16 protein-coding genes and 1 pseudogene are annotated in these 18,662 nt (G+C 65.0%); 8 read left to right on the forward strand and 9 right to left on the reverse strand.

Going from position 1 to position 18,662, the window contains the following annotated elements; all coding sequences use genetic code 11:
- Positions 1–16: 16 nt before the first annotated feature.
- Positions 17–355, reverse strand: coding sequence for a P-II family nitrogen regulator (locus tag GN330_RS09755; protein WP_156712480.1), 339 nt, complete (start codon positions 353–355; stop codon positions 17–19).
- Between the two features lie 303 nt (positions 356–658).
- On the opposite strand from GN330_RS09755, the gene GN330_RS09760 reads away from it, so the two are divergent.
- A complete protein-coding gene (locus GN330_RS09760; protein ID WP_343040510.1) occupies positions 659–2,197 on the forward strand; it encodes an NAD(P)H-hydrate dehydratase in 1,539 nt (512 codons plus the stop codon).
- Positions 2,198–2,276: 79 nt separating this feature from the next.
- Here the strand turns inward: GN330_RS09760 and GN330_RS09765 are convergent, their stop codons facing one another.
- A complete protein-coding gene (locus tag GN330_RS09765; RefSeq protein WP_246188603.1) occupies positions 2,277–2,735 on the reverse strand; it encodes a DUF411 domain-containing protein in 459 nt (152 codons plus the stop codon).
- Between the two features lie 246 nt (positions 2,736–2,981).
- On the opposite strand from GN330_RS09765, the gene GN330_RS09770 reads away from it, so the two are divergent.
- From GN330_RS09770 to yghU, 4 genes are all read left to right on the forward strand, one after another.
- Positions 2,982–3,230, forward strand: a complete 249-nt coding sequence (locus GN330_RS09770; RefSeq protein WP_156712482.1) for a ParB N-terminal domain-containing protein — start codon at positions 2,982–2,984, stop codon at positions 3,228–3,230.
- Between the two features lie 210 nt (positions 3,231–3,440).
- Positions 3,441–3,650 (forward strand): hypothetical protein, encoded by a 210-nt coding sequence (locus tag GN330_RS09775; RefSeq protein WP_156712483.1) that lies wholly within the window; start codon positions 3,441–3,443, stop codon positions 3,648–3,650.
- Between the two features lie 163 nt (positions 3,651–3,813).
- Positions 3,814–4,809, forward strand: coding sequence for a glycoside hydrolase family 25 protein (locus GN330_RS09780; protein ID WP_156712484.1), 996 nt, complete (start codon positions 3,814–3,816; stop codon positions 4,807–4,809).
- Between the two features lie 168 nt (positions 4,810–4,977).
- Positions 4,978–5,850, forward strand: coding sequence for a glutathione-dependent disulfide-bond oxidoreductase (gene yghU / locus GN330_RS09785; RefSeq protein ID WP_156712485.1), 873 nt, complete (start codon positions 4,978–4,980; stop codon positions 5,848–5,850).
- A gap of 47 nt (positions 5,851–5,897) precedes the next feature.
- Here yghU and GN330_RS09790 read toward each other — a convergent pair whose 3' ends face one another.
- Positions 5,898–6,458 carry a type 1 glutamine amidotransferase domain-containing protein gene (locus GN330_RS09790; RefSeq protein WP_156712486.1) on the reverse strand — a complete coding sequence of 187 codons (561 nt, stop codon included), beginning with the start codon at positions 6,456–6,458 and terminating at the stop codon, positions 5,898–5,900.
- A 270-nt stretch (positions 6,459–6,728) separates the two neighbouring features.
- Here GN330_RS09790 and GN330_RS09795 point away from each other — a divergent pair, with 270 nt between their 5' ends.
- On the forward strand, positions 6,729–7,070 hold the full coding sequence (locus GN330_RS09795) for a helix-turn-helix domain-containing protein (protein ID WP_156712487.1): 342 nt from the start codon (positions 6,729–6,731) through the stop codon (positions 7,068–7,070).
- Between the two features lie 51 nt (positions 7,071–7,121).
- Positions 7,122–7,409, forward strand: a pseudogene (locus GN330_RS09800) (GIY-YIG nuclease family protein).
- Positions 7,410–7,749: 340 nt separating this feature from the next.
- On the opposite strand, the gene GN330_RS09805 reads toward GN330_RS09800, so the two are convergent.
- The 6 genes from GN330_RS09805 to GN330_RS09830 all read right to left on the reverse strand — a co-directional run bounded on the left by GN330_RS09805 (position 7,750) and on the right by GN330_RS09830 (position 17,849).
- Positions 7,750–11,550: a vitamin B12-dependent ribonucleotide reductase gene (locus GN330_RS09805; protein ID WP_156712488.1), complete on the reverse strand. Its 3,801-nt coding sequence runs from the start codon at positions 11,548–11,550 to the stop codon at positions 7,750–7,752.
- 618 nt (positions 11,551–12,168) lie between these two features.
- On the reverse strand, positions 12,169–13,731 hold the full coding sequence (locus GN330_RS09810) for an inorganic phosphate transporter (protein WP_156712489.1): 1,563 nt from the start codon (positions 13,729–13,731) through the stop codon (positions 12,169–12,171).
- A 133-nt stretch (positions 13,732–13,864) separates the two neighbouring features.
- Positions 13,865–14,341, reverse strand: a complete 477-nt coding sequence (locus GN330_RS09815; RefSeq protein WP_156712490.1) for an NUDIX hydrolase — start codon at positions 14,339–14,341, stop codon at positions 13,865–13,867.
- A gap of 211 nt (positions 14,342–14,552) precedes the next feature.
- On the reverse strand, positions 14,553–15,050 hold the full coding sequence (gene gpt, locus GN330_RS09820) for a xanthine phosphoribosyltransferase (protein ID WP_156712491.1): 498 nt from the start codon (positions 15,048–15,050) through the stop codon (positions 14,553–14,555).
- Between the two features lie 97 nt (positions 15,051–15,147).
- Positions 15,148–16,344, reverse strand: coding sequence for an MFS transporter (locus GN330_RS09825; protein WP_156712492.1), 1,197 nt, complete (start codon positions 16,342–16,344; stop codon positions 15,148–15,150).
- A 140-nt stretch (positions 16,345–16,484) separates the two neighbouring features.
- Positions 16,485–17,849, reverse strand: a complete 1,365-nt coding sequence (locus GN330_RS09830; protein WP_156712493.1) for a DEAD/DEAH box helicase — start codon at positions 17,847–17,849, stop codon at positions 16,485–16,487.
- 462 nt (positions 17,850–18,311) lie between these two features.
- On the opposite strand from GN330_RS09830, the gene GN330_RS09835 reads away from it, so the two are divergent.
- The gene (locus GN330_RS09835) at positions 18,312–18,656 is read left to right on the forward strand and encodes a VOC family protein (protein WP_156712494.1); all 345 of its coding nucleotides are present in this window, start codon (positions 18,312–18,314) and stop codon (positions 18,654–18,656) included.
- Positions 18,657–18,662: the final 6 nt, after the last annotated feature.

An 18,662-nucleotide genomic window follows, 5' to 3' on the forward strand; every position in this document is an offset into this window, starting at 1 on the left:
GGTCTGGCGGGGCGCGCTAGATCGCCTCGACGCCGGTTTCGCCGGTGCGGATGCGCACGACTTCCTCGACGCTGGAGACGAAAATCTTGCCGTCTCCGATCCGGCCGGTTTGCGCGGCCTTGCGGATGGCCTCGATCGCCGCCTCGACCGCATCGTCGGCCAGCACGATCTCGACTTTGACCTTCGGCAGGAAGTCGACCACATATTCGGCGCCGCGATAAAGCTCGGTATGGCCTTTCTGGCGCCCGAACCCCTTGGCTTCGGTGACCGTGATGCCCTGCAGGCCCACGTCCTGGAGCGCTTCCTTTACCTCGTCGAGTTTGAACGGCTTGATGATCGCCTCGATCTTTTTCATCTAGGTTTCTGCCTCCGCTGGCATCGATGTCGGGTCGTTTTCCCGCGCTGCGACCTTAAAAGCATGAACCGTGCCAGTTCGGTTCATGGCAGAGAGACAAACTTCGCCATCGCCCTGGCCGCGTAAAATCGGGGATTTACGCTGTTCGGGCTCCGGTTTGGCGAGGCACAGGATTGCGGGCCGTGCGGGGTCATCATGCGGCGTGATTAATCCGTGTGCAACCGGCCTAAAAAAACGGCAGACGATGCCGTGGCGGGGGCACGCGCGGGCGAATAGTGTTGGGTGCGAACAGGGAGATGCGCGGTGAGCGACGAATTGCTGACGCCGGACCAGATGGCAAAAGCCGACCGCCTGGCGATCGAAGGCGGGCCGTTCGACGGCTATGGGCTGATGCTTAATGCCGGGCGCGCTGTGGCCGCTGTCGTGCTGGCGCATTTTCCGCAAGCCCGGCATGCGCATATTCTGTGCGGTCCCGGCAATAATGGCGGCGACGGGCTGGTGGCCGCGCGCTTTCTACGCGAGGCGGGAATGGCGGTTTCGGCCTATCTCGCTCCCGCGCCGCGCGAGGGCGGCGAGGTGGCGCGCGCGCTTGCCGATTTCCCCGAGACGGTGCGGCCGCTGGAGGCGTTTTGCGCCACGGCGGAAGATGTCGTCGTGGACGCCTTGTTCGGTGCCGGCCTTGCCCGACCGCTGGACGGCGTTTTTGCCACGCTGGTCGACAAGGCGCGTTTGTCGGGGGCGCCGGTCGTGGCTGTCGACCTGCCGTCCGGTGTCTCGGGGCAAAGCGGCGCCGTGCTCGGCGCGGCGATGGCCGCGCTGCGAACCGTCACCTTTTTCCGGCGCAAGCCCGGGCACCTGCTTTTTCCCGGCCGGGGGCTTTGCGGCACGGTCGAGGTCGCCGATATCGGTATTCCGCGCCGGGTTCTGGCCGAGATCGGCGTTGACCTGTTTGAAAACACGCCGCGCCGGTGGCGCGCCGCGCTGCCGGCCCCGGATCCGCTCGGCCACAAATATAGCCGCGGCCATGCCGGCATCTTTTCCGGCGGCCCGTCGGCGACCGGCGCGGCAAGATTGGCAGCGATGGCGGCGGCACGATCGGGCGCCGGCGCCGTCACCTTGTTGTCGCCGGCCTCGGCACTGCTGGTCAACGCAGCGCATCTGACCGCGATCATGCTTCAGCGCGCCGACGATCCCGACCACGTCGCCGCCTTCGCCGGCGAGCGCAAATTGTCGGCGCTGGCGATCGGGCCGGGCTACGGCGTCGGCGAAAAATGCCGCGCTTTCGTGGCCATGGCGGCAGGACTGAGACGCGAACGCGGGCTGGGCCTGGTTCTCGATGCGGACGCGCTGACTTCGTTCGAGGGCGAGCCGGAGGCGCTGTTTGCCTGCCTGAACCTCGGCGGGGTGGAGGAGGCGGGATCGGTGGTGCTGACGCCGCATGAAGGCGAATTCGCCCGCCTGTTTCCTGGTCTCGGCGCGCATGTTGGTCTGTCGAAGGTGGAGCGTGCCCGCCGGGCGGCGGCGCGCGCCGGCGCAACCGTGGTGCTGAAGGGGTCCGACAGCGTGATCGCCGCGCCGGATGGACGCGCGGTGATCAACATCCATGCCAGTCCCTATCTGGCGACCGCCGGGTCCGGCGACGTGCTGACCGGTCTGATTACCGGCCTGCTAGCGCAGGGCATGCCGGGGTTCGAGGCCGCGGCGGCGGCGGTGTGGCTGCACGGCGACGCCGGACTGCGCCTGGGGGCGGGGCTGGTCGCGGAAGATTTGCCCGCCGCGATCCCCGCCGTGTTGGCGGGCTTATCTGCGGCCGACGAGAGTTTTCGTGAGGGGCCGCGCTAGGCACTCCCCCTCAACGCGCAAATCGTTGATGCCCCTTCGCCTTCGACCGTTCCGCCGCTGCGCGACATGGTCGCCGCCGTCAGCGGCCGGCCCGGTAAAAGACTGTCGGTTCGATGCCGGCCTCGCGCGTGATCGCATAGGCGAGATAGCTCGCGTCGGGATCGTCGCCCATGCCGAGCGAGCCCTGGGGCATGCCGGGCACGGCGATGCCGGCGATCTGCGGCCTTTCTGAAAGCAGCTTGTCCACGGCTTCCAGCGGCACGTGACCCTCGAGAAAATAGCCGTCGATGGCGGCGGTATGACAGGCCTGCATGGCGTCGGGAACGCCGGCCTGTTTCTTGACCGGTGCGAGATCCTCGACATCGTGCATCTTGATGTCGAAGCCGGCCTTTTCGACCGCGTCGGCCCAGGCCTGACAGCAGCCGCACCAGGGCGATTTCCACACCGTGATGGTGCCTCGATCGGCCGCGAGCGCGGCATGGGACGTCAGGGCGAGAACAAGGATCGAGACAAGAAAATGCGTTCGGCGCAGGGTCAACGGGGGTCTCCTCGAATGGGGCTGACGGCGCAGCCGGTTGGGTGGCGGGCGTCGATGGGGTGAAACGTTGGGGGTTCTCGTAGCTGGAAGGTCAAGTGCGGTGTCGGCCGGAGGTCCGCCGCGGATACGGCCGGACATACCGCTTTCGCCCATATGGCCGCACACCGGCCCGGCCGTGGCCGCGCTGGACTTTGCCCCAAAGCCCGCTCATGATCCCGGCTTCAGGAAAACCAGCCGGGAGCCATGATGCTGAGGATCGAGAAGGTCGCGATTGCGTCGATCTATGTGCCGACCGCGCGGCGCAAGACCCTGCATCCCGATACGGTGCGGCTTCTCGCCGAGGACATTCTGGAGAACGGCATGAAGGTGCCGATCCAGGTCCGCCATGACGGCAAGCGCCACGTGCTGGTCGAGGGCCTGCACCGGCTGGAGGCGGCGAAATGGCTTGGGGAGACCGAGATCGACGTCTATTTCGTGCAAGCGCGCAAGCACTGACGGAACGACGGTCGAGCCACATATGGCGAGCGCCGGACAACGTCGATCCTCGGCCTGCCGACCGGTGGTCTCGGCTTGGTGATCGCCTGAGCGTTAAGCAATGTGACCGCGATGTCTTCGCCCGGCCACCCGATCGTCACCAATCGGACATGGCGCCGTCACCTTGCCCGCCTAGACGATGCGGGCGGGCTCGAAGATTCGGAGACGGACATGCTGCAGGACGAAGCCACACTCGATGAATTGCTGAACGATCCGATCATCCTGATGATGATGAGAAGCGACGGCGTGTCGCCCGGCGAGATCAGGCGCCTGGCCGATAAGGTGCATATGCGCGCCCACAAGGCCGGCCGGACGGCCCGGGCGCTGACCAGCGGTGCGGCGTCGGCCGTGGGCGCGGGGCCGTTGCGGCTTTGCGCCTGAGCCGTAATCTTCATCGCCGATCCGCTTCGCGTTCGAACGCGAAGCGGACATGGTAAAAATTCGATTCAAACTTTCTTGGTCTTTTTGAACGAGGATCGACGCTGGTTCGGTCGGACGGCGCGCGATGTGTCGTCGACCTGTTTTGTCCCGCGTACAGGTCCTCATGCACTCGCCCGCTATTGCCGCCCTCGTTTTTGCCTGTGCCGCGCTTGCCGCGTGCACGACCAGCCCCGGCCTCGACGCCTTGAACAGCGTCGGTCCGTCGCAGGAAACGACGAGTTCGATCGTCAGGCCGGCGGCCGTCGTGCCTGAGGGCGACAGCGACGGCTTGGCTGTCGAGGAGAACGAGGCCGGCGTGACGGCGCTCGCCGAACCCGACGTCGTCACCGCGGAGGCGGCCGAAAAGGTCGCCCTGATCGTGCCCGCCAAACCGACCAGCCGGCCGGCGCCGCCTGTCGCGGGCGGCAAGGTGGTGCGCCAGCGCTTTCGCGACGCCCATCCGATCAATTTCGGCAAGGTCACGCCCGGCGACCACGCGGTGCACGGCGTCGACGTATCGCGCTGGCAGGGCGATATCAACTGGGCCAAGCTGCGCGGACAGGGTGCCAATTTCGCCTGGATCAAGGCGACCGACGGCGGCGACCATCTCGATCCGATGTTCAAGAAGAACTGGCGCGCGGCCAAGGCAGCCGGCATCCCGCGCGGCGGCTATCATTTCTTCTACTGGTGCCGCTCGGCCTCCTCGCAGGCCGACTGGTTCATCCGCAACGTACCGAAGGAAAAGGGCGCCCTGCCGCCGGTGCTGGACGTGGAATGGAATCACCTGTCGGCCTGCAAGAAGCGCCCGTCGCGCGAAACGGTGCTTGAAAAGATGCAGGTCTTTCTCGACCGGCTCGAAAAACATTATGGCCAGAGGCCGGTCATCTATACCGCGCCCGATTTCTACGCCGACAATCTGAAGGGCGCTTTCCCGAACCATCCGTTCTGGCTTCGCTCGGTCGCGGCTCATCCGTCAAAAGTCTATCCGGGACGCAAATGGCTGTTCTGGCAATATTCCGGATCGGGCCTGTCGCATGGCGTCGACGGCCGCATCGACCTGAACGTGTTTCGCGGCAGCACCGGCGAATGGCGCAAATGGCTGGCGCGCGCTGCCGGATAGGCAGGCGGACGGGCCGGCGCGCATGATCACGTGCCGGGTATTGCCGCATCTGGTGAATTATGGCCTGGCGAACACAATATTGTGTGGACCAATCGTTGGGCATGGCGTTCGGCGGACGATCGACCTATCTGACCCCCGAACCATACAACCAGCCCCAGGAGCCAACGCATGTCGGATACCACCGCCTATACCCCGCCGAAAGTCTGGACGTGGGACAAGGAAAGCGGCGGCACCTTCGCCTCGATCAACAGGCCGGTCGCCGGTGCGACGCACGACAAAGACCTGCCGGTCGGCAAGCACCCGCTGCAGCTTTATTCGCTGGCCACGCCCAACGGCGTGAAGGTGACGATCATGCTGGAGGAACTTCTGGCCCTCGGCCACAAGGGCGCGGAATACGACGCCTGGCTGATCCGCATCGGCGACGGCGACCAGTTCGGCTCGGGTTTCGTGGAGGTCAATCCGAACTCCAAAATTCCGGCGCTGATGGATCGCAGCGGATCCGAGCCGGTGCGGGTGTTCGAATCCGGTTCGATCCTGTTCTACCTGGCCGAAAAATTCGGGGCATTCCTGCCGACGACGCAGCCGGCACGCACCGAATGTCTGAATTGGCTGTTTTGGCAAATGGGTTCGGCGCCTTATCTCGGCGGCGGTTTCGGCCATTTTTTCGCCTACGCGCCGGAAAAATGGGAATATCCCATCAACCGCTTCGCCATGGAGGTCAAACGTCAACTCGACGTGCTCGACCGGCGGCTGGCCGAGGTCGACTATCTGGCCGGCGACGACTACACGATCGCCGACATGGCGGTCTGGCCCTGGTATGGCGGTCTCGTGAAGGGCTGGAACTACGGCGCCGGTGAGTTCCTGTCGGTGCACGAATACAAAAACGTCATCCGCTGGGCCGACCAGATCCACGCCCGTCCGGCGGTCAAGCGCGGGCGCATGGTCAACCGGACGTCCGGCGATCCGGCCGGCCAGTTGCACGAGCGCCACGACGCCTCCGATTTCGACACGATGACACAGGATAAGCTGGCCGCCGAATAGGCGAAATCGGAGTGGTGGCTCCCCCTGTCGGTGGATGCCGCCCGGAATCAGGCCGCCCGGCGGCCGTGGCGGCCCTCGGCGATTTCTTCGGCCAGCTTGGCGCAGAAGGCCTCGAGGTCGCCCGGGTGGCGGCTGGTGACCAGGCCCTGGTCGGTGACGACCGCGCCGTCCTGCCACTTGCCGCCGGCGTTGACCACATCGGTGCGGATCGAAGGGTAGGAGGTCAGCTTGCGGTCTTTCACGATGCCCGCCTCCACCAGCAGCCAGGGCGCGTGGCAGATGGCGCCGATCGGCTTGCCGGCTTTCCAGAAGGCCGCAATCAGCGCGATCGCGTCCTTTTCGACCCGCAGCAGATCGGGGTTGATCTGACCGCCGGGTAGGACCAGCGCGTCGTAATCGGCCGCATTGGCTTCCTCGAGCGTTTTGTCGACGCGCACGGCGCGACCCCAGTCCTTGTCGTCCCAGCCTTTGATCTCGCCGCTTTCGGGCGCGATGACGTGGACGTTGGCGCCGGCCTGTTTGAGCTTTTGCAGCGGCACTTCGAGCTCCGACTGCTCGAAGCCGTGCGTAGCGAGAATGGCGACGTGCTTTCCAGAAAGATCGTGCATTTTTGAGCCTCCGTCGTTTGGTGCGTTCTTTCCAAACGGGGAGGGCGGGGAAAGGGTTCCGGCCCGAGAGGTACGGCCGAACATCGAGGGCCGGCGGCAGCGGAACGGCCTGCACTCGATTTCAGACGTTGGCGAGAGGGGTTCTGCCATCGTCTGGAAAAACCAAAATGAACTCTGAAGTTTATTTCTCCGAGGATATACAACTCGAAATATATTGTCTGCAATTTGTGATCGTGAATAGTAGCATGTGCACCTTTCAATTATGCCGTCATGTACACGTCCAGAAGACCCGACGAACGCGACAAGCAGATGGGACGGGCTCTCGCACGCCATCGCAAGGCGGCCGGCCAGTCCCAGGCCGAACTTGCGCGGCGGCTTGGATTGTCCGGGCAGCAGGTCGGGAAATATGAACGCGGAGAAAGCCGGATACCGGCCGGCCGGTTGGAGGAGGCGTTGGCGATTCTCGGTGCGCAGGATGCGGTACCGGTCGGTTTTGCCGAGGCCGCGCGGCCCTACACCGTGCCCGATGGCGGCAGGGCCGAGGTGCTGCGGGCGCTCGACCGGCTTCGGTCCGATCTTGAAACGTGTATCGAGCAGGTGAAGCGGCTTTGACCGGGTCGAAGCGTTGCGGCGACCGTTCCGCGACTGATCGCGAGGTGCGCCGTGACCGGCTACGTCTACATGCCGGCGAGCCAGAAGCGCGGCATGATCTATGTCGGCGTCACCAATTCGCACGGTCGCCGGATGCGGGAGCACAAGGTCGGTCGCGGGTCGCGGTTCGGCGGCAAATATGGTGTGCGGCGGCTCGTCGGGTATGAGGAGCATTTCGACATCCGCGACGCTATCCAGGGCGAAAATCGCTCAAGCGCTGGCCGCGGCAATGGAAGGTCGACCTGATGCGAGCGCATGAACCCCGATTGGGAAGAGCTTTTTCGCGGGACAGGATGGTAGCTTCAGTTGAGCATGACGCGCGGCTCCTCTCCGCGTCGTCATCCTCGGGCTTGACCCGAGGATTCTGCCAGAACGCTGGCGAAGGGTGGGGGATGCCGAACGGTCTCTTCCTTCACCGTCTCGCACGGTCGCCGCCTTCAGGCATGGACACCGGGGTCTCCGCGACGCCGCTTCGCGGCTGCACTGCCCTGGGATGACGAAGGTTGCGACAATTGCCGGGCCGCCGAGATTGAAAGGGTAGAGGCGCGAGAAGCAATCGTTCCAGGCCCGCAAAGCAGATCGGCCCGGTCTTGCGACCGGGCCGACCTGATTCTGTCTCACCGTTGCCGGTTGTGATGTGTCACGAACACCCTGACGTCGACCCGCAGGTGTCGCATTTTTCGCAGGTGCCGTTGCGGACCATGGTGAAGTTCTGGCATTCCGAGCACATATTGCCGGTATAGCCCTGCATGATCGCCTTCTGGCGCCGTTCGGCGGCGAGCGCCTTGGCCTCGCTCGCTTCCTTGTGCGCGGTCTCGGAAAAGGCCGCGCCGGCTCCCGAGGTCTCCGCGGCGCTGTCTTCTGCCGCGACCTCGTCGGCGAGTTCCCTGGCGCGCTCCTCGTAATCGCGCTTGAAGGCGGTCGCCTGGTGCTGCAGTTCCGACACGGCCGGCTTGAGCGCGGCCGCGGTGGCGGCCGTGGCGATGGCGCGCACATTGCTGCCCTGGGCAGTGGGCTGGCGCGCCGGCCTGTCGCCGCCGCCGGCCTGGCCCTTGGGTTCGCCCGAGCCCGACACCACCTGGAAGGCGGCGCCGCGGGTCAGCCCCTTGGAAACCGGCAGCGACCGGCCCTCGGAAATTCCCTTGCCGAGCGAGGTGTTGGAAAAGTCCGACGTGTCGACATGGGCGAGGTCGTGGCGGCCGACATAGGAAACCGCCAGTTCCCGGAACACGTAGTCGAGGATCGAGGTGGCGTTCTTGATGGCGTCGTTGCCCTGGACCATGCCGGCCGGCTCGAACTTGGTGAAGGTGAAGGCCTCGACATATTCCTCCAGCGGCACGCCGTATTGCAGGCCGAGCGAGATGGCGATGGCGAAATTGTTCATCATCGCGCGGAAGGCGGCGCCTTCCTTGTGCATGTCGATAAAGATCTCGCCGAGCCGGCCGTCGTCGAATTCGCCGGTCCTGAGATAGACCTTGTGGCCGCCGACGACCGCTTTTTGCGTATAACCCTTGCGCCGGTTGGGCAGCTTCTCACGCTCGCGCACCACTTTCTCGATGATGCGCTCAACGATCTTTTCGGTGACGGCGGCAGCCCGCGCAGCGGCCGGATGCGCCACCAGCGTTTCGACCGCGTCGTCCTCGTCGTCCTCCTCGTCGGCGATCAGCGAGGCGTTGAGCGGCTGCGACAGTTTGGAGCCGTCGCGGTAGAGCGCGTTGGCCTTCAGCGCCAGCTTCCACGACAGCATGTAGGCGGCCTTGCAGTCGTCAACCGTGGCGTCGTTGGGCATGTTGATCGTCTTGGAGATCGCGCCCGAGATGAAGGGCTGGGCGGCCGCCATCATGCGGATATGGCTTTCCACCGACAGATAGCGCTTGCCGACCTTGCCGCACGGATTGGCGCAGTCGAAGACGGGCAGGTGCTCGTCCTTGAGATGCGGCGCGCCTTCCAGCGTCATCGCGCCGCAGACATGGATGTTGGCGGCCTCGATCTCCTTCCTGGAAAAGCCGAGCGCGGGCAGGATTTCGAAGGAGAAGTCGTCGAGCTGCTCGTCGGTGAGGCCGAGCCCCTCCTTGCAGAACGCTTCGCCGAGCGTCCATTTGTTGAACACGAACTTGATGTCGAAGGCGCTCTTGAGCGCGGCGTTGAGCGCGGCGATCTGCTCGTCGCCGAAACCCTTGGCCTTGAGCGTGCTGGGATTGACGCCCGGCGCCTGGTTCAGATTGCCGTGGCCGACCGCATAGGCCTCGATCTCGGCGATCTGGGCCTCGGAATAGCCGAGCGTGCGCAGTGCCTCCGGCACGGCGCGGTTGATGATCTTGAAATAGCCGCCGCCGGCCAGTTTCTTGAACTTCACCAGCGCGAAATCGGGCTCGATGCCGGTGGTGTCGCAATCCATGACCAGGCCGATCGTGCCGGTCGGCGCGATCACGGTCGCCTGGGCGTTGCGGTAGCCGTGCTTTTCGCCGAGTTCGAGCGCGCGGTCCCAGGCCTTGCGGGCGTGCTCCATCAGGGCCGGCTCGGGGCAATCCTCGGCAATCAGCGGCACCGGGTCGACGGCGAGCTTTTCATAACCGTCGGCCTGGCCGTGCGCGGCGCGGCGATGGTTGCGGATCACGCGCAGCATATTGTCGGCGTTGCGCTCGTAGTCGGGGAAGGCGCCGAGCTCGCCGGCCATCTCGGCCGAGGTGGCGTAGGCCACACCGGTCATGATCGCGGTCAGCGCGCCGCAGATGGCGCGGCCTTCCTTGGAATCGTAGGGAATGCCCGCGGTCATCAACAGCCCGCCAATATTGGCGTAGCCAAGGCCGAGCGTGCGGTACTGGTAGGAAAGCCTGGCGATCTCCTTCGACGGGAACTGGGCCATCATCACCGAGATTTCGAGCACCATGGTCCACAGCCGGACCGAGTGCTCGTAGGCGGCGATATCGAAAGCGCCGTCCTTGCCGCGATAGGCGAGCAGGTTGAGCGAGGCCAGATTGCAGGCCGTGTCGTCGAGGAACATATATTCCGAGCACGGGTTCGACGCGCGGATCGGACCGGCCGCCGGCGAGGTATGCCAGTCGTTCATGGTGGTGTTGAAATGCAGGCCCGGATCGGCCGAGGCCCAGGCGGCGTGGCCGATCTTTTCCCACAGATCGCCGGCCTTGACGGTGCGGGCGACCTTGCCGTCGGTGCGGCGGATCAGGTTCCAGTCGCCGTCAGCCTCGACCGCGCGCAGGAAGTCGTCCTTGAGCGAGACCGAATTGTTGGAATTCTGGCCCGATACCGTCAGATAGGCTTCCGAATCCCAGTCCGTGTCGTAGGTCTTGAAATCGAGCGCGGTGTAGCCCTGGCGTGCGAACTGGATGACGCGGCGAATATAATTCTCCGGCACGGCGCTCTTCTTGGCCGCGCGCACCTCGCGCTTGAGCGCGGGGTTCTTGGCCGGATCGAAGCAGTCGCCGTTGTCGGCCTCGCAATTCACGCAGGCCTTCATGATCGCGTCGAGATGTTTCTTGACGATCCTGGAGCCGGTGACGAGCGAGGCGACCTTCTGCTCCTCCTTCACCTTCCAGTCGATATAGGCCTCGATGTCGGGATGGTCGACGTCGACCACCACCATCTTGGCCGCGCGTCGGGTCGTGCCGCCCGACTTGATCGCGCCGGCGGCGCGGTCGCCGATCTTCAAAAAGCTCATCAGGCCCGACGACTTGCCGCCGCCCGACAGGTTTTCGCCTTCGGAGCGCAATTGCGAGAAATTGGAGCCGGTGCCGGAGCCGTATTTGAACAGGCGCGCCTCACGCACCCACAAATCCATGATGCCGCCCTCGTTGACGAGGTCGTCGCCGACCGACTGGATGAAGCAGGCATGCGGCTGGGGATGCTCATAGGCCGATTTCGACCGGGTCAGCTTGCCGGTGAAGGGATCGACGTAATGGTGGCCCTGGCCGGGGCCGTCGATGCCGTAGGCCCAGTAGAGGCCGGTGTTGAACCATTGCGGCGAGTTGGGCGCCACGCGCTGGGTGGCGAGCATGTAGCACAGCTCGTCCATGAAGGTTTGGGCGTCGTCCTCACCGTCGAAATAGCCGCCCTTCCAGCCCCAGTAGGTCCAGGTGCCGGCGAGGCGGGTGAAGACCTGGCGCGCGTCGGTTTCGGAGCCGTAGCGCTCGTCCTCAGGCAGCTCGGCCAGGGCCTCCTCGTCGGCGACCGAGCGCCACAGGAAGGACGGCACGTCGTTTTCCTCGACCCGCTTCAGGCGGGCGGGCACGCCGGCCTTGCGGAAATATTTCTGCGCCAGGATATCGGCTGCGACCTGGCTGAACTGTCTCGGCACGTCGATGTCGGCGAGCCTGAAGACGACCGAGCCGTCGGGGTTCTTGATCTCGCTCGTGGCCTTGCGGAATTCGATCTCCGCATAGGCCGACAGGCCCTGGTTGGTGAAACGACGCTCGATGCGCATTTTGGTCCCTCTAGTCCCTAAATATAGCGCCTTCGTCCACAAGCGCCATGCGCTCGCTCCAAAGACACAGATCCGCCATTCCCGTACGCCTCGTCATGTGCGCTCGGGTCTCCTTTCGCCGACCCTTGTCCAAGGCCGAGAAGGCGTTTGAAAAACGCCTTCCTGGCGATCGGCAAGGGCGGCGGGTTCCTCGTACTCCCGCTGATCGCGATTCCCCGTCCCGGAGAATTTTACGCTATCTAGTGCCGAGGTTGGGCGCAAACACTAAATATAGTGTTAACAAGCAATTTTTGCCACCCCGGCCCGTCGCTTTCAGGTCCCCCTCGGCACGTTTTTTTCCACGGCGTCCGCTACCCTCGAAACTGGGCGGACAACGGCTCAAACGCACAAAAATCTGGAAAAAGACCGGGCTCGGAACTCTCCGGCCGCACTCTCAACAAGAGCGCATGGCCAATAAAAAGCGACTCGTCCCGCAGCGTCAAGGGCTCGTTCTTGGAAGTTTTATGACCGCAACATCTTGTGTGTCGTAAATGTGGATAGCGGGGATGGCGAGGCTTTGCCGGTGGCGCTTGCGGGAACGCTGCAATTCCGCCGTTCGGCCAGGAAGGTCGGCCGCCGTCAGGACAGGAAGGCCAGCCCGTGGAAGATCAACGCGGCGATCAGGGCGGTGGAGGGTACGGTGACCACCCAGGCGGCGACGATGGTGGAAAAATGAGCGCGACGCACAAGCTTGCGCCGTTTCGCCTCCTCGCGCGAAAACGCCAGCGGTTCGGTGTCGGCCTCGTCCTCGTCGTCGAAAACCGCCTCGGCATCGCCCGCCCGCAGCCGGCGCTCGGCGCGCAGGCGCACGCCCTTGCGTTCCAGATAGGCACGCCGGCGCGGCGAGTTTTGCGTATACCACTCGCGGAAAAAGCCGACCCCGAACACGGCGCCGACAGCGATATGGGTCGAACTGACCGGCAGACCGAACCAGGAGGCGATGATGACGGTGAGCGCGGCAGAAAGCGCCACGCAGAAAGCGCGCATCGGGTTGAGCTTGGTGATCTGCTCGCCGACCATGCGCACCAGCTTGGGGCCGAACAGGAGCAGGCCGAGCGAAATGCCGAACGCGCCGATCAACATCACCCAGAACGGTATCGAGACCTTGGCCGCCAGTCCGCCGCCGCTGGCCGCCTGGACGATCGCGGCGAGTGGGCCGACGGCGTTGGCGACGTCGTTGGCGCCATGCGCGAAGGACAAAAGCGCGGCCGAGATGATCAACGGCAGCGCGAATAGCCGGCGCAATGACTGGTTGCGGTTTTCCATGCCGCGCGACTGGCGCGCCACGCCAAGGTGGGCGAGGCCCCAGGCCAGCAGGAAGGTTCCCACCCCGATCAGCACGATATGCGTGGCGGGCAGGTGGACGACCTTTTTCAGCCCCTTGGTGGCGAGATAGGCGGCAAACGCGCCGGCCATGACGCCGATCAGCACCGGCACCCAGCGGCGCGCGGCGGCGATCTTGTCGTCCTGGTAGATGATGCGCGATTTCACGAAAGCCAGGAACGAGGCCGCGATCACCCCGCCGAGCAGGGGCGAGATCACCCAACTCGCGGCGATGCCGCCCATCACCGGCCAGTTGACGGCGGTGAAGCCGGCCGAGGCGATACCGGCGCCCATCACGCCGCCGACGACGGCATGGGTCGTCGACACCGGCGCGCCGATCGCGGTCGCCAAATTGACCCAGACGGCGGAGGCGAGCAGGGCCGCCATCATGGCGCTGACGAAAACACCCGGTCCGGCCACGGCGTTGGTGTCGATGATGCCTTTCGAAATGGTGTCGACGACGTCGCCGCCGGCGATCAGCGCTCCGGCGGTTTCGCAAAGCGCGGCCATGACAAGGGCGCCGCCCATGGTGAGCGCGCGCGCGCCGACGGCCGGCGCGACATTGTTGGCGACGTCGTTGGCGCCGATGTTGAGCGCCATATAGGCGCCGATCGCCGCGGCGGCGATGATGGCGACCGCGCCCGGCTCGCCGGCCGCGAAGACGGCGACGGCGATAGCGACGAAGGCCATGAAGAAAAGCGCGAGTCCGGGCGCGGCGAGACCGCGCGCGAGAAAGCTTGTCGCTTCCTCAACCTGGGCAAGTTTTTCCAGATCCTTGTCGAGCGTCGCCTTGCGCGCCGTCTCGCTGGCCTCGGTCATCGCGATACCGCTCCCATCTCAGCCCCTGCGGTAGAGGAGACGGACGGGAGGCTCAAGGCCGCAGCATGCGGTTGGAGCATGGCATGGCGAATAATCGTGGAAAACCGTTCGTCGCGTATCGTGCGGCCGCCGCTCAGACCGGAATCGCGAAATCACCGATCAACTCGGCGAGATCCCGCTCGCGAACCCGGCTCGCCGCTTCGCCGGTGGAAAGCCATTGGCGCAGACGCTGGCCCTTTTCGGGCCAGCTCTTGTCGATTCGTTCCACCTTCAAAGGAAAGACCAGCACCTCGCAACGGGCTTCAAGGCCGCTCTTCAGGTTCTTGCCGTAAAGATAGTGGCCGATCTCCTCCACGCAGATCGTCCCATGCAGGCCAGCTTCCTCGGTCGCTTCGCGGGCGGCCGATTCGTGCAGCAATTCACCCTTTTCCGGCCAACCCTTCGGCAGCACCCAGCGGCCGGTGTCGCGGCTTGTGATCAGCATCACCTCGAGCCCACGCTTGGCATGGCGCCACGGCAGCGCGGCAACCTGCACGCGCGGCGGAACGCCGCCGAGGAACTGGCGAACCCTGTCGACCGAATGCTGCCATGAACGCTGACTGACCAGCATTTGTGGACCGAATCCCCGCGAATTGAATCGCAAGCTTAGCTGATGGCATGAAGCATGCCAGCCAGCGGTGAATATTTTCTCATCGCCAGTCGGATGTTTGCATATCCGTGAGCCGACTATGCAATCAAATTACGGCTTTATCGTGAAAATTCAAGGGTCTGACTTGCAGGAAGGTGTACCGCCTTGCCCGTCGCGCGACGGCTGGACGGGTCTAGCTGCGATCGTCTTCGGAAATCGGGCGCTGATAGGTGAAGCCCATGTCCCAGGGAAAATAGATCCAGGTATCCTGCGACACTTCGGTGACGAAACTATCGACCAGCGGGCGCCCCTTGGGCTTTGCGTAGACGGTGGCGAAGTGAGCCTTCGGCATTATCGCCCGTACGACGGCGGCCGTCTTGCCGGTATCGGTGAGATCGTCGACGATCAGCACGTCGGCGCCGTCATTTTCCAACAATACCGGGCTTACTTCCTTCAGGACCTTCAGTTCACCTTGCGCGGCATAGTCGTGATAGGAGGCGATCGAAACCGTCTCTATGACGCGGATGCCCAGTTCGCGCGCGATAATCGCCGCCGGCACTAGGCCGCCGCGGGTGATGCACACGATCGCCTTCCACGAGCCGCCATTATCGGCCAGCCGCCAGGCGAGGGCGCGCGCGTCACGATGGAACTGGTCCCAGGAGACGGGAAAGGCTTTTTCGGGGAGCGACATCGCGACCGTCTCTTTTTCAGCATCTCGATGCGGCAGAGCCTTATGCGCAGTTGGGGCAAAAAGGCAAGCGTTGCGTCGCGGCGTGAGCGATCGCGCCTCAGCGACGACCCGGTGCGGCGTCGCGGGAAGCGAGGTAGATCACGAGTGCCGCGCAGAGCGCCACTGCGTAGAAGACAAATAGCCCGACATAGGCGGCGGCCGGCCGGTCGGGGCTTGCGGCCGCGCTGACGACGCCGCCGGTGGCGAACTGCATCAGGCCGACGCCGCCAATGGCGAAAAAATTCATCAGCGTCACGCCGCGGCCGGTCAGGTGCGCGGGGAAAAAGGCACGCGCATGCGCCATCAGCATGCCGTAGCTCGCGCCGGTGACGCCGATCACGACCAGCGCCGTCGCCGCGGCCACGATCGTTGCGGCCGGAACCAGCGCCAGAAAGGCGAGCGCCGTGAGACAGATCGTATTGCCGGCGACGACGATCCATTTGCGCGTGCGAAAGACGGTGTCGAGCGGCCCGTATAAAAACGAGCCCGCCACCATGCCCAGCGCCATGAACAGCGTGACATTGCCGATCATGAGTGCGTCGGCGCCGTGCATGTCGGTCAGGAAGGGGCCGGCCCACAGGCCGCGAATGCCGATCGGAGGAGCGTAGTTGATGGCCGTCAGCGGAATGATAGGCCACAATACTTTCAGCCGCATCAGCTCGAAATAGCCTGAAAAGCCCGTCGAGGTGCCGTCCGCGGCCGGCTCGGGTTCCGGATCGCGCACGATCAGATGCAGCGCGGCGGCGGTTGCCAGCGTGATCAGGCCGAGACCGGCCATCACCGGGCGCCAGCCGAACAGCTCGGCCGAGGCGGCGAGCGGCGCGGCGCCCAGCACGTTGCCGAGCGTGCCGATGCCGACGAACCAAGAGGTCAATACCGCGAACCGCACCGGCGAATATGTCTTGGCGAAAATGAACAATGGCGCCATCAGCACCGGCGAGCAGCCGGCACCGATCAGCACCATCGCCGCGACAATCATCCAGGGGGCACCGGCCAGGGAAAACAGCAAAGCTCCGCCGCCGGCGCCGGCGGCGAGTATGATCGAGGCGGTGCGGCGCGGTCCGAACCGGTCGAGCGAGACACCGACGATGAACTGCATCAGTGCGAAGGCGATGAACCAGGCGCCGGATGCCAGCGACAGATCCGCCTTGCTGGCGCCGAGCTCGCCTGTGAGTGCGGGCGTCAGAACGGCGAGGAAGGAACGGTAAAACTGCGACAGAATGTAAGCGAAGGCGAATGCGGCGATCCCGGCCATCTTGTCCCATATATGCTGGAGCTCACAGCGCGATCCGTCGCGCCATGGCCAGCCGCGGCCGGCCCTGCCATAAAAGCTTACAGAAGCACGACGGCCCCGCACAATTGGTGCGAGGCCGTCAAATATTGGACCAGGGCCGGTCAGGCTGCCTTGGCGAAGCGTGCGCGCTGTGGGCGGCGGCGACGCTGCGGCCGGGTTTTGTCGGGGGCACCGGCCTCCTTGGCGGCGGGCCGGGGCTTGTGCTTGCCGTCATGGCTGCGTGCCGGCTTGAAGGCCTTGGCCCGCGGGCGATCCGTTTCGGCTTCGGCCGTACCCCGCGCCGGGCGGGGCTGCGGGGCGGGATCGGGCTCGCCGGTATGGTCGGCCATGATCTCGAGGCGGGTGCGGGCGAGCCGTTCGACGGCGCGCAGCTTGGCGCGTTCATCGGGCGCGCACAGCGTGATGGCGATGCCGTCGGCGCCGTTGCGGCCGGTGCGGCCGATCCGGTGCACATAGGTCTCGGCCTCGTCCGGCAGGTCATAGTTCACGACATGGGTGATGCCGGGTACGTCGATGCCGCGCGCGGCGATATCGGTTGCGACAAGCACGCGCACGTCACCGCCGCGGAAGCCGTTCAGCGCCTTCTGGCGCGCGTTCTGCGACTTGTTGCCGTGAATCACGGCTGCGGAAATGCCGTCCTGTTCGAGCTGGCGGGTCACCTTGTCGGCGCCGTGCTTGGTGCGGGAAAACACGATCACGGATTTCATCGCCGGCTCGGAGAGCAGTCCGGTGAGCACGACGCGCTTTTGCTTGGTGCGGGCAAGCACCACGTGCTGGCGGATTTCGGCCACGGTCGTTGCCTGCGGCGCGACTGAAACCGACACAGGATCCTTGAGCAGTTCCATGGCGAGCTTTTCGATCTCGGCCGGCATCGTCGCCGAAAACAGCGCGACCTGGCGTTTGGGGTGGGTTGCCCTCGCCAGGCGGCGCACATCGTTGATGAAGCCCATGTCGAGCATGCGGTCGGCCTCGTCCAGCACCAGCCAGCGCGTCTCGGAAAGCCTGACATCGCCGGCACGCACCAGGTCGGTCAGCCGGCCCGGCGTGGCGACGAGCACGTCGACGCCGTCGCGCAGCCGCTTGGTCTGGCTGCTGCGCGAAACGCCGCCGAGCACCAGCGCGGTGGTGATGTGTGCCCCACGCGAAAACAGCCGGAAGGCCTCCTCGATCTGCACGGCGAGTTCGCGCGTCGGCGCAAGCACGAGCGCATGCGCGGTCTTGGGCTGCCGACGCGCGCCGAGCGACATGATGGCCGACAGCACCGGCAGCGCGAAGGCGGCCGTCTTGCCCGAGCCGGTCTGGGCGATGCCGAGCACATCACGGCCCTTGAGCATATGCGGGATGGCCTGGTTCTGGATCGGTTTGGGGTCGGAAAAACCGGCTTTGGCCAGCGCTTTCAAAAGGGCGCCGGCAATGCCGAGATCGGCGAAGCCGGCTTGCGGGTTCGCAGTATCGATATCTGTCAAAATTCTTCTCTTTCGGCGGCTTGGCACCGCCTCTTGCGCGGCAGGGCGCAACCTGCCGTTAAAATGATTTCAAAAACGACGAGGCGGCGGACCTGAGGCCACGCGCGGCTGCGCTGTCGTTCCGCGCGCAAACGCTCGCGGGTGATCGTTCACACCTGCCGAAGTGGGGAAGGGGAACCAGACGCAGCAAAGGCCAGTTCAGGCGGGCCGGTCGATGCCGGCCCTTGCGTCTGGCTGCCATATGGGGGAGTTCGGCCCGGAAAGCAAACGAATTTTCGCCGGCCCCGCATCGGCTTACGCGATTTCGGCCGCCTGCCGCGCGATTTCGGCCCGTTTTTCTGCTTGCATTTTGCAATCATTGAAGTGAGGATATTGCTGGTTGCCGACTACAGGCAAGGTTGGCGATGCCCGAGCGTCGAACCGGGGTCGGGCCGACGAATAAGGGGAGCGAAGGCCTGCAAGATGAAGCTGCGGAAAATCTACGCCCATTTGGATTGCTGCGATCTTACCGTAGCCATCACCTGGTTCGAGGCGCTGTTCGACCGGAGCCCGGATGCTCGGCCAATGGCCGGGCTCGCCGAGTGGCATCATGACGCTGGCGCAGGGTTTCAGCTCTTCGAAAACGCCGCAGACGCGGGCAGAGGTACGCTGACGCTGATCGTCGACGACCTCCGCGGCGAAGCCGAGCGGCTGAACGCGGCGGGACTGCGGCCTGGCGAGGTCGAACCCGCTACCCGCGCTGAGCTTGTGCAACTGCGTGATCCGGACGGCAATCGAGTGGTGCTGGTCGAGCCCGCGGGCGCCTGAGCGCGG

The organism is Nitratireductor arenosus, from assembly GCF_009742725.1.
GTDB lineage: Bacteria > Pseudomonadota > Alphaproteobacteria > Rhizobiales > Rhizobiaceae > Mangrovimarina > Mangrovimarina arenosa.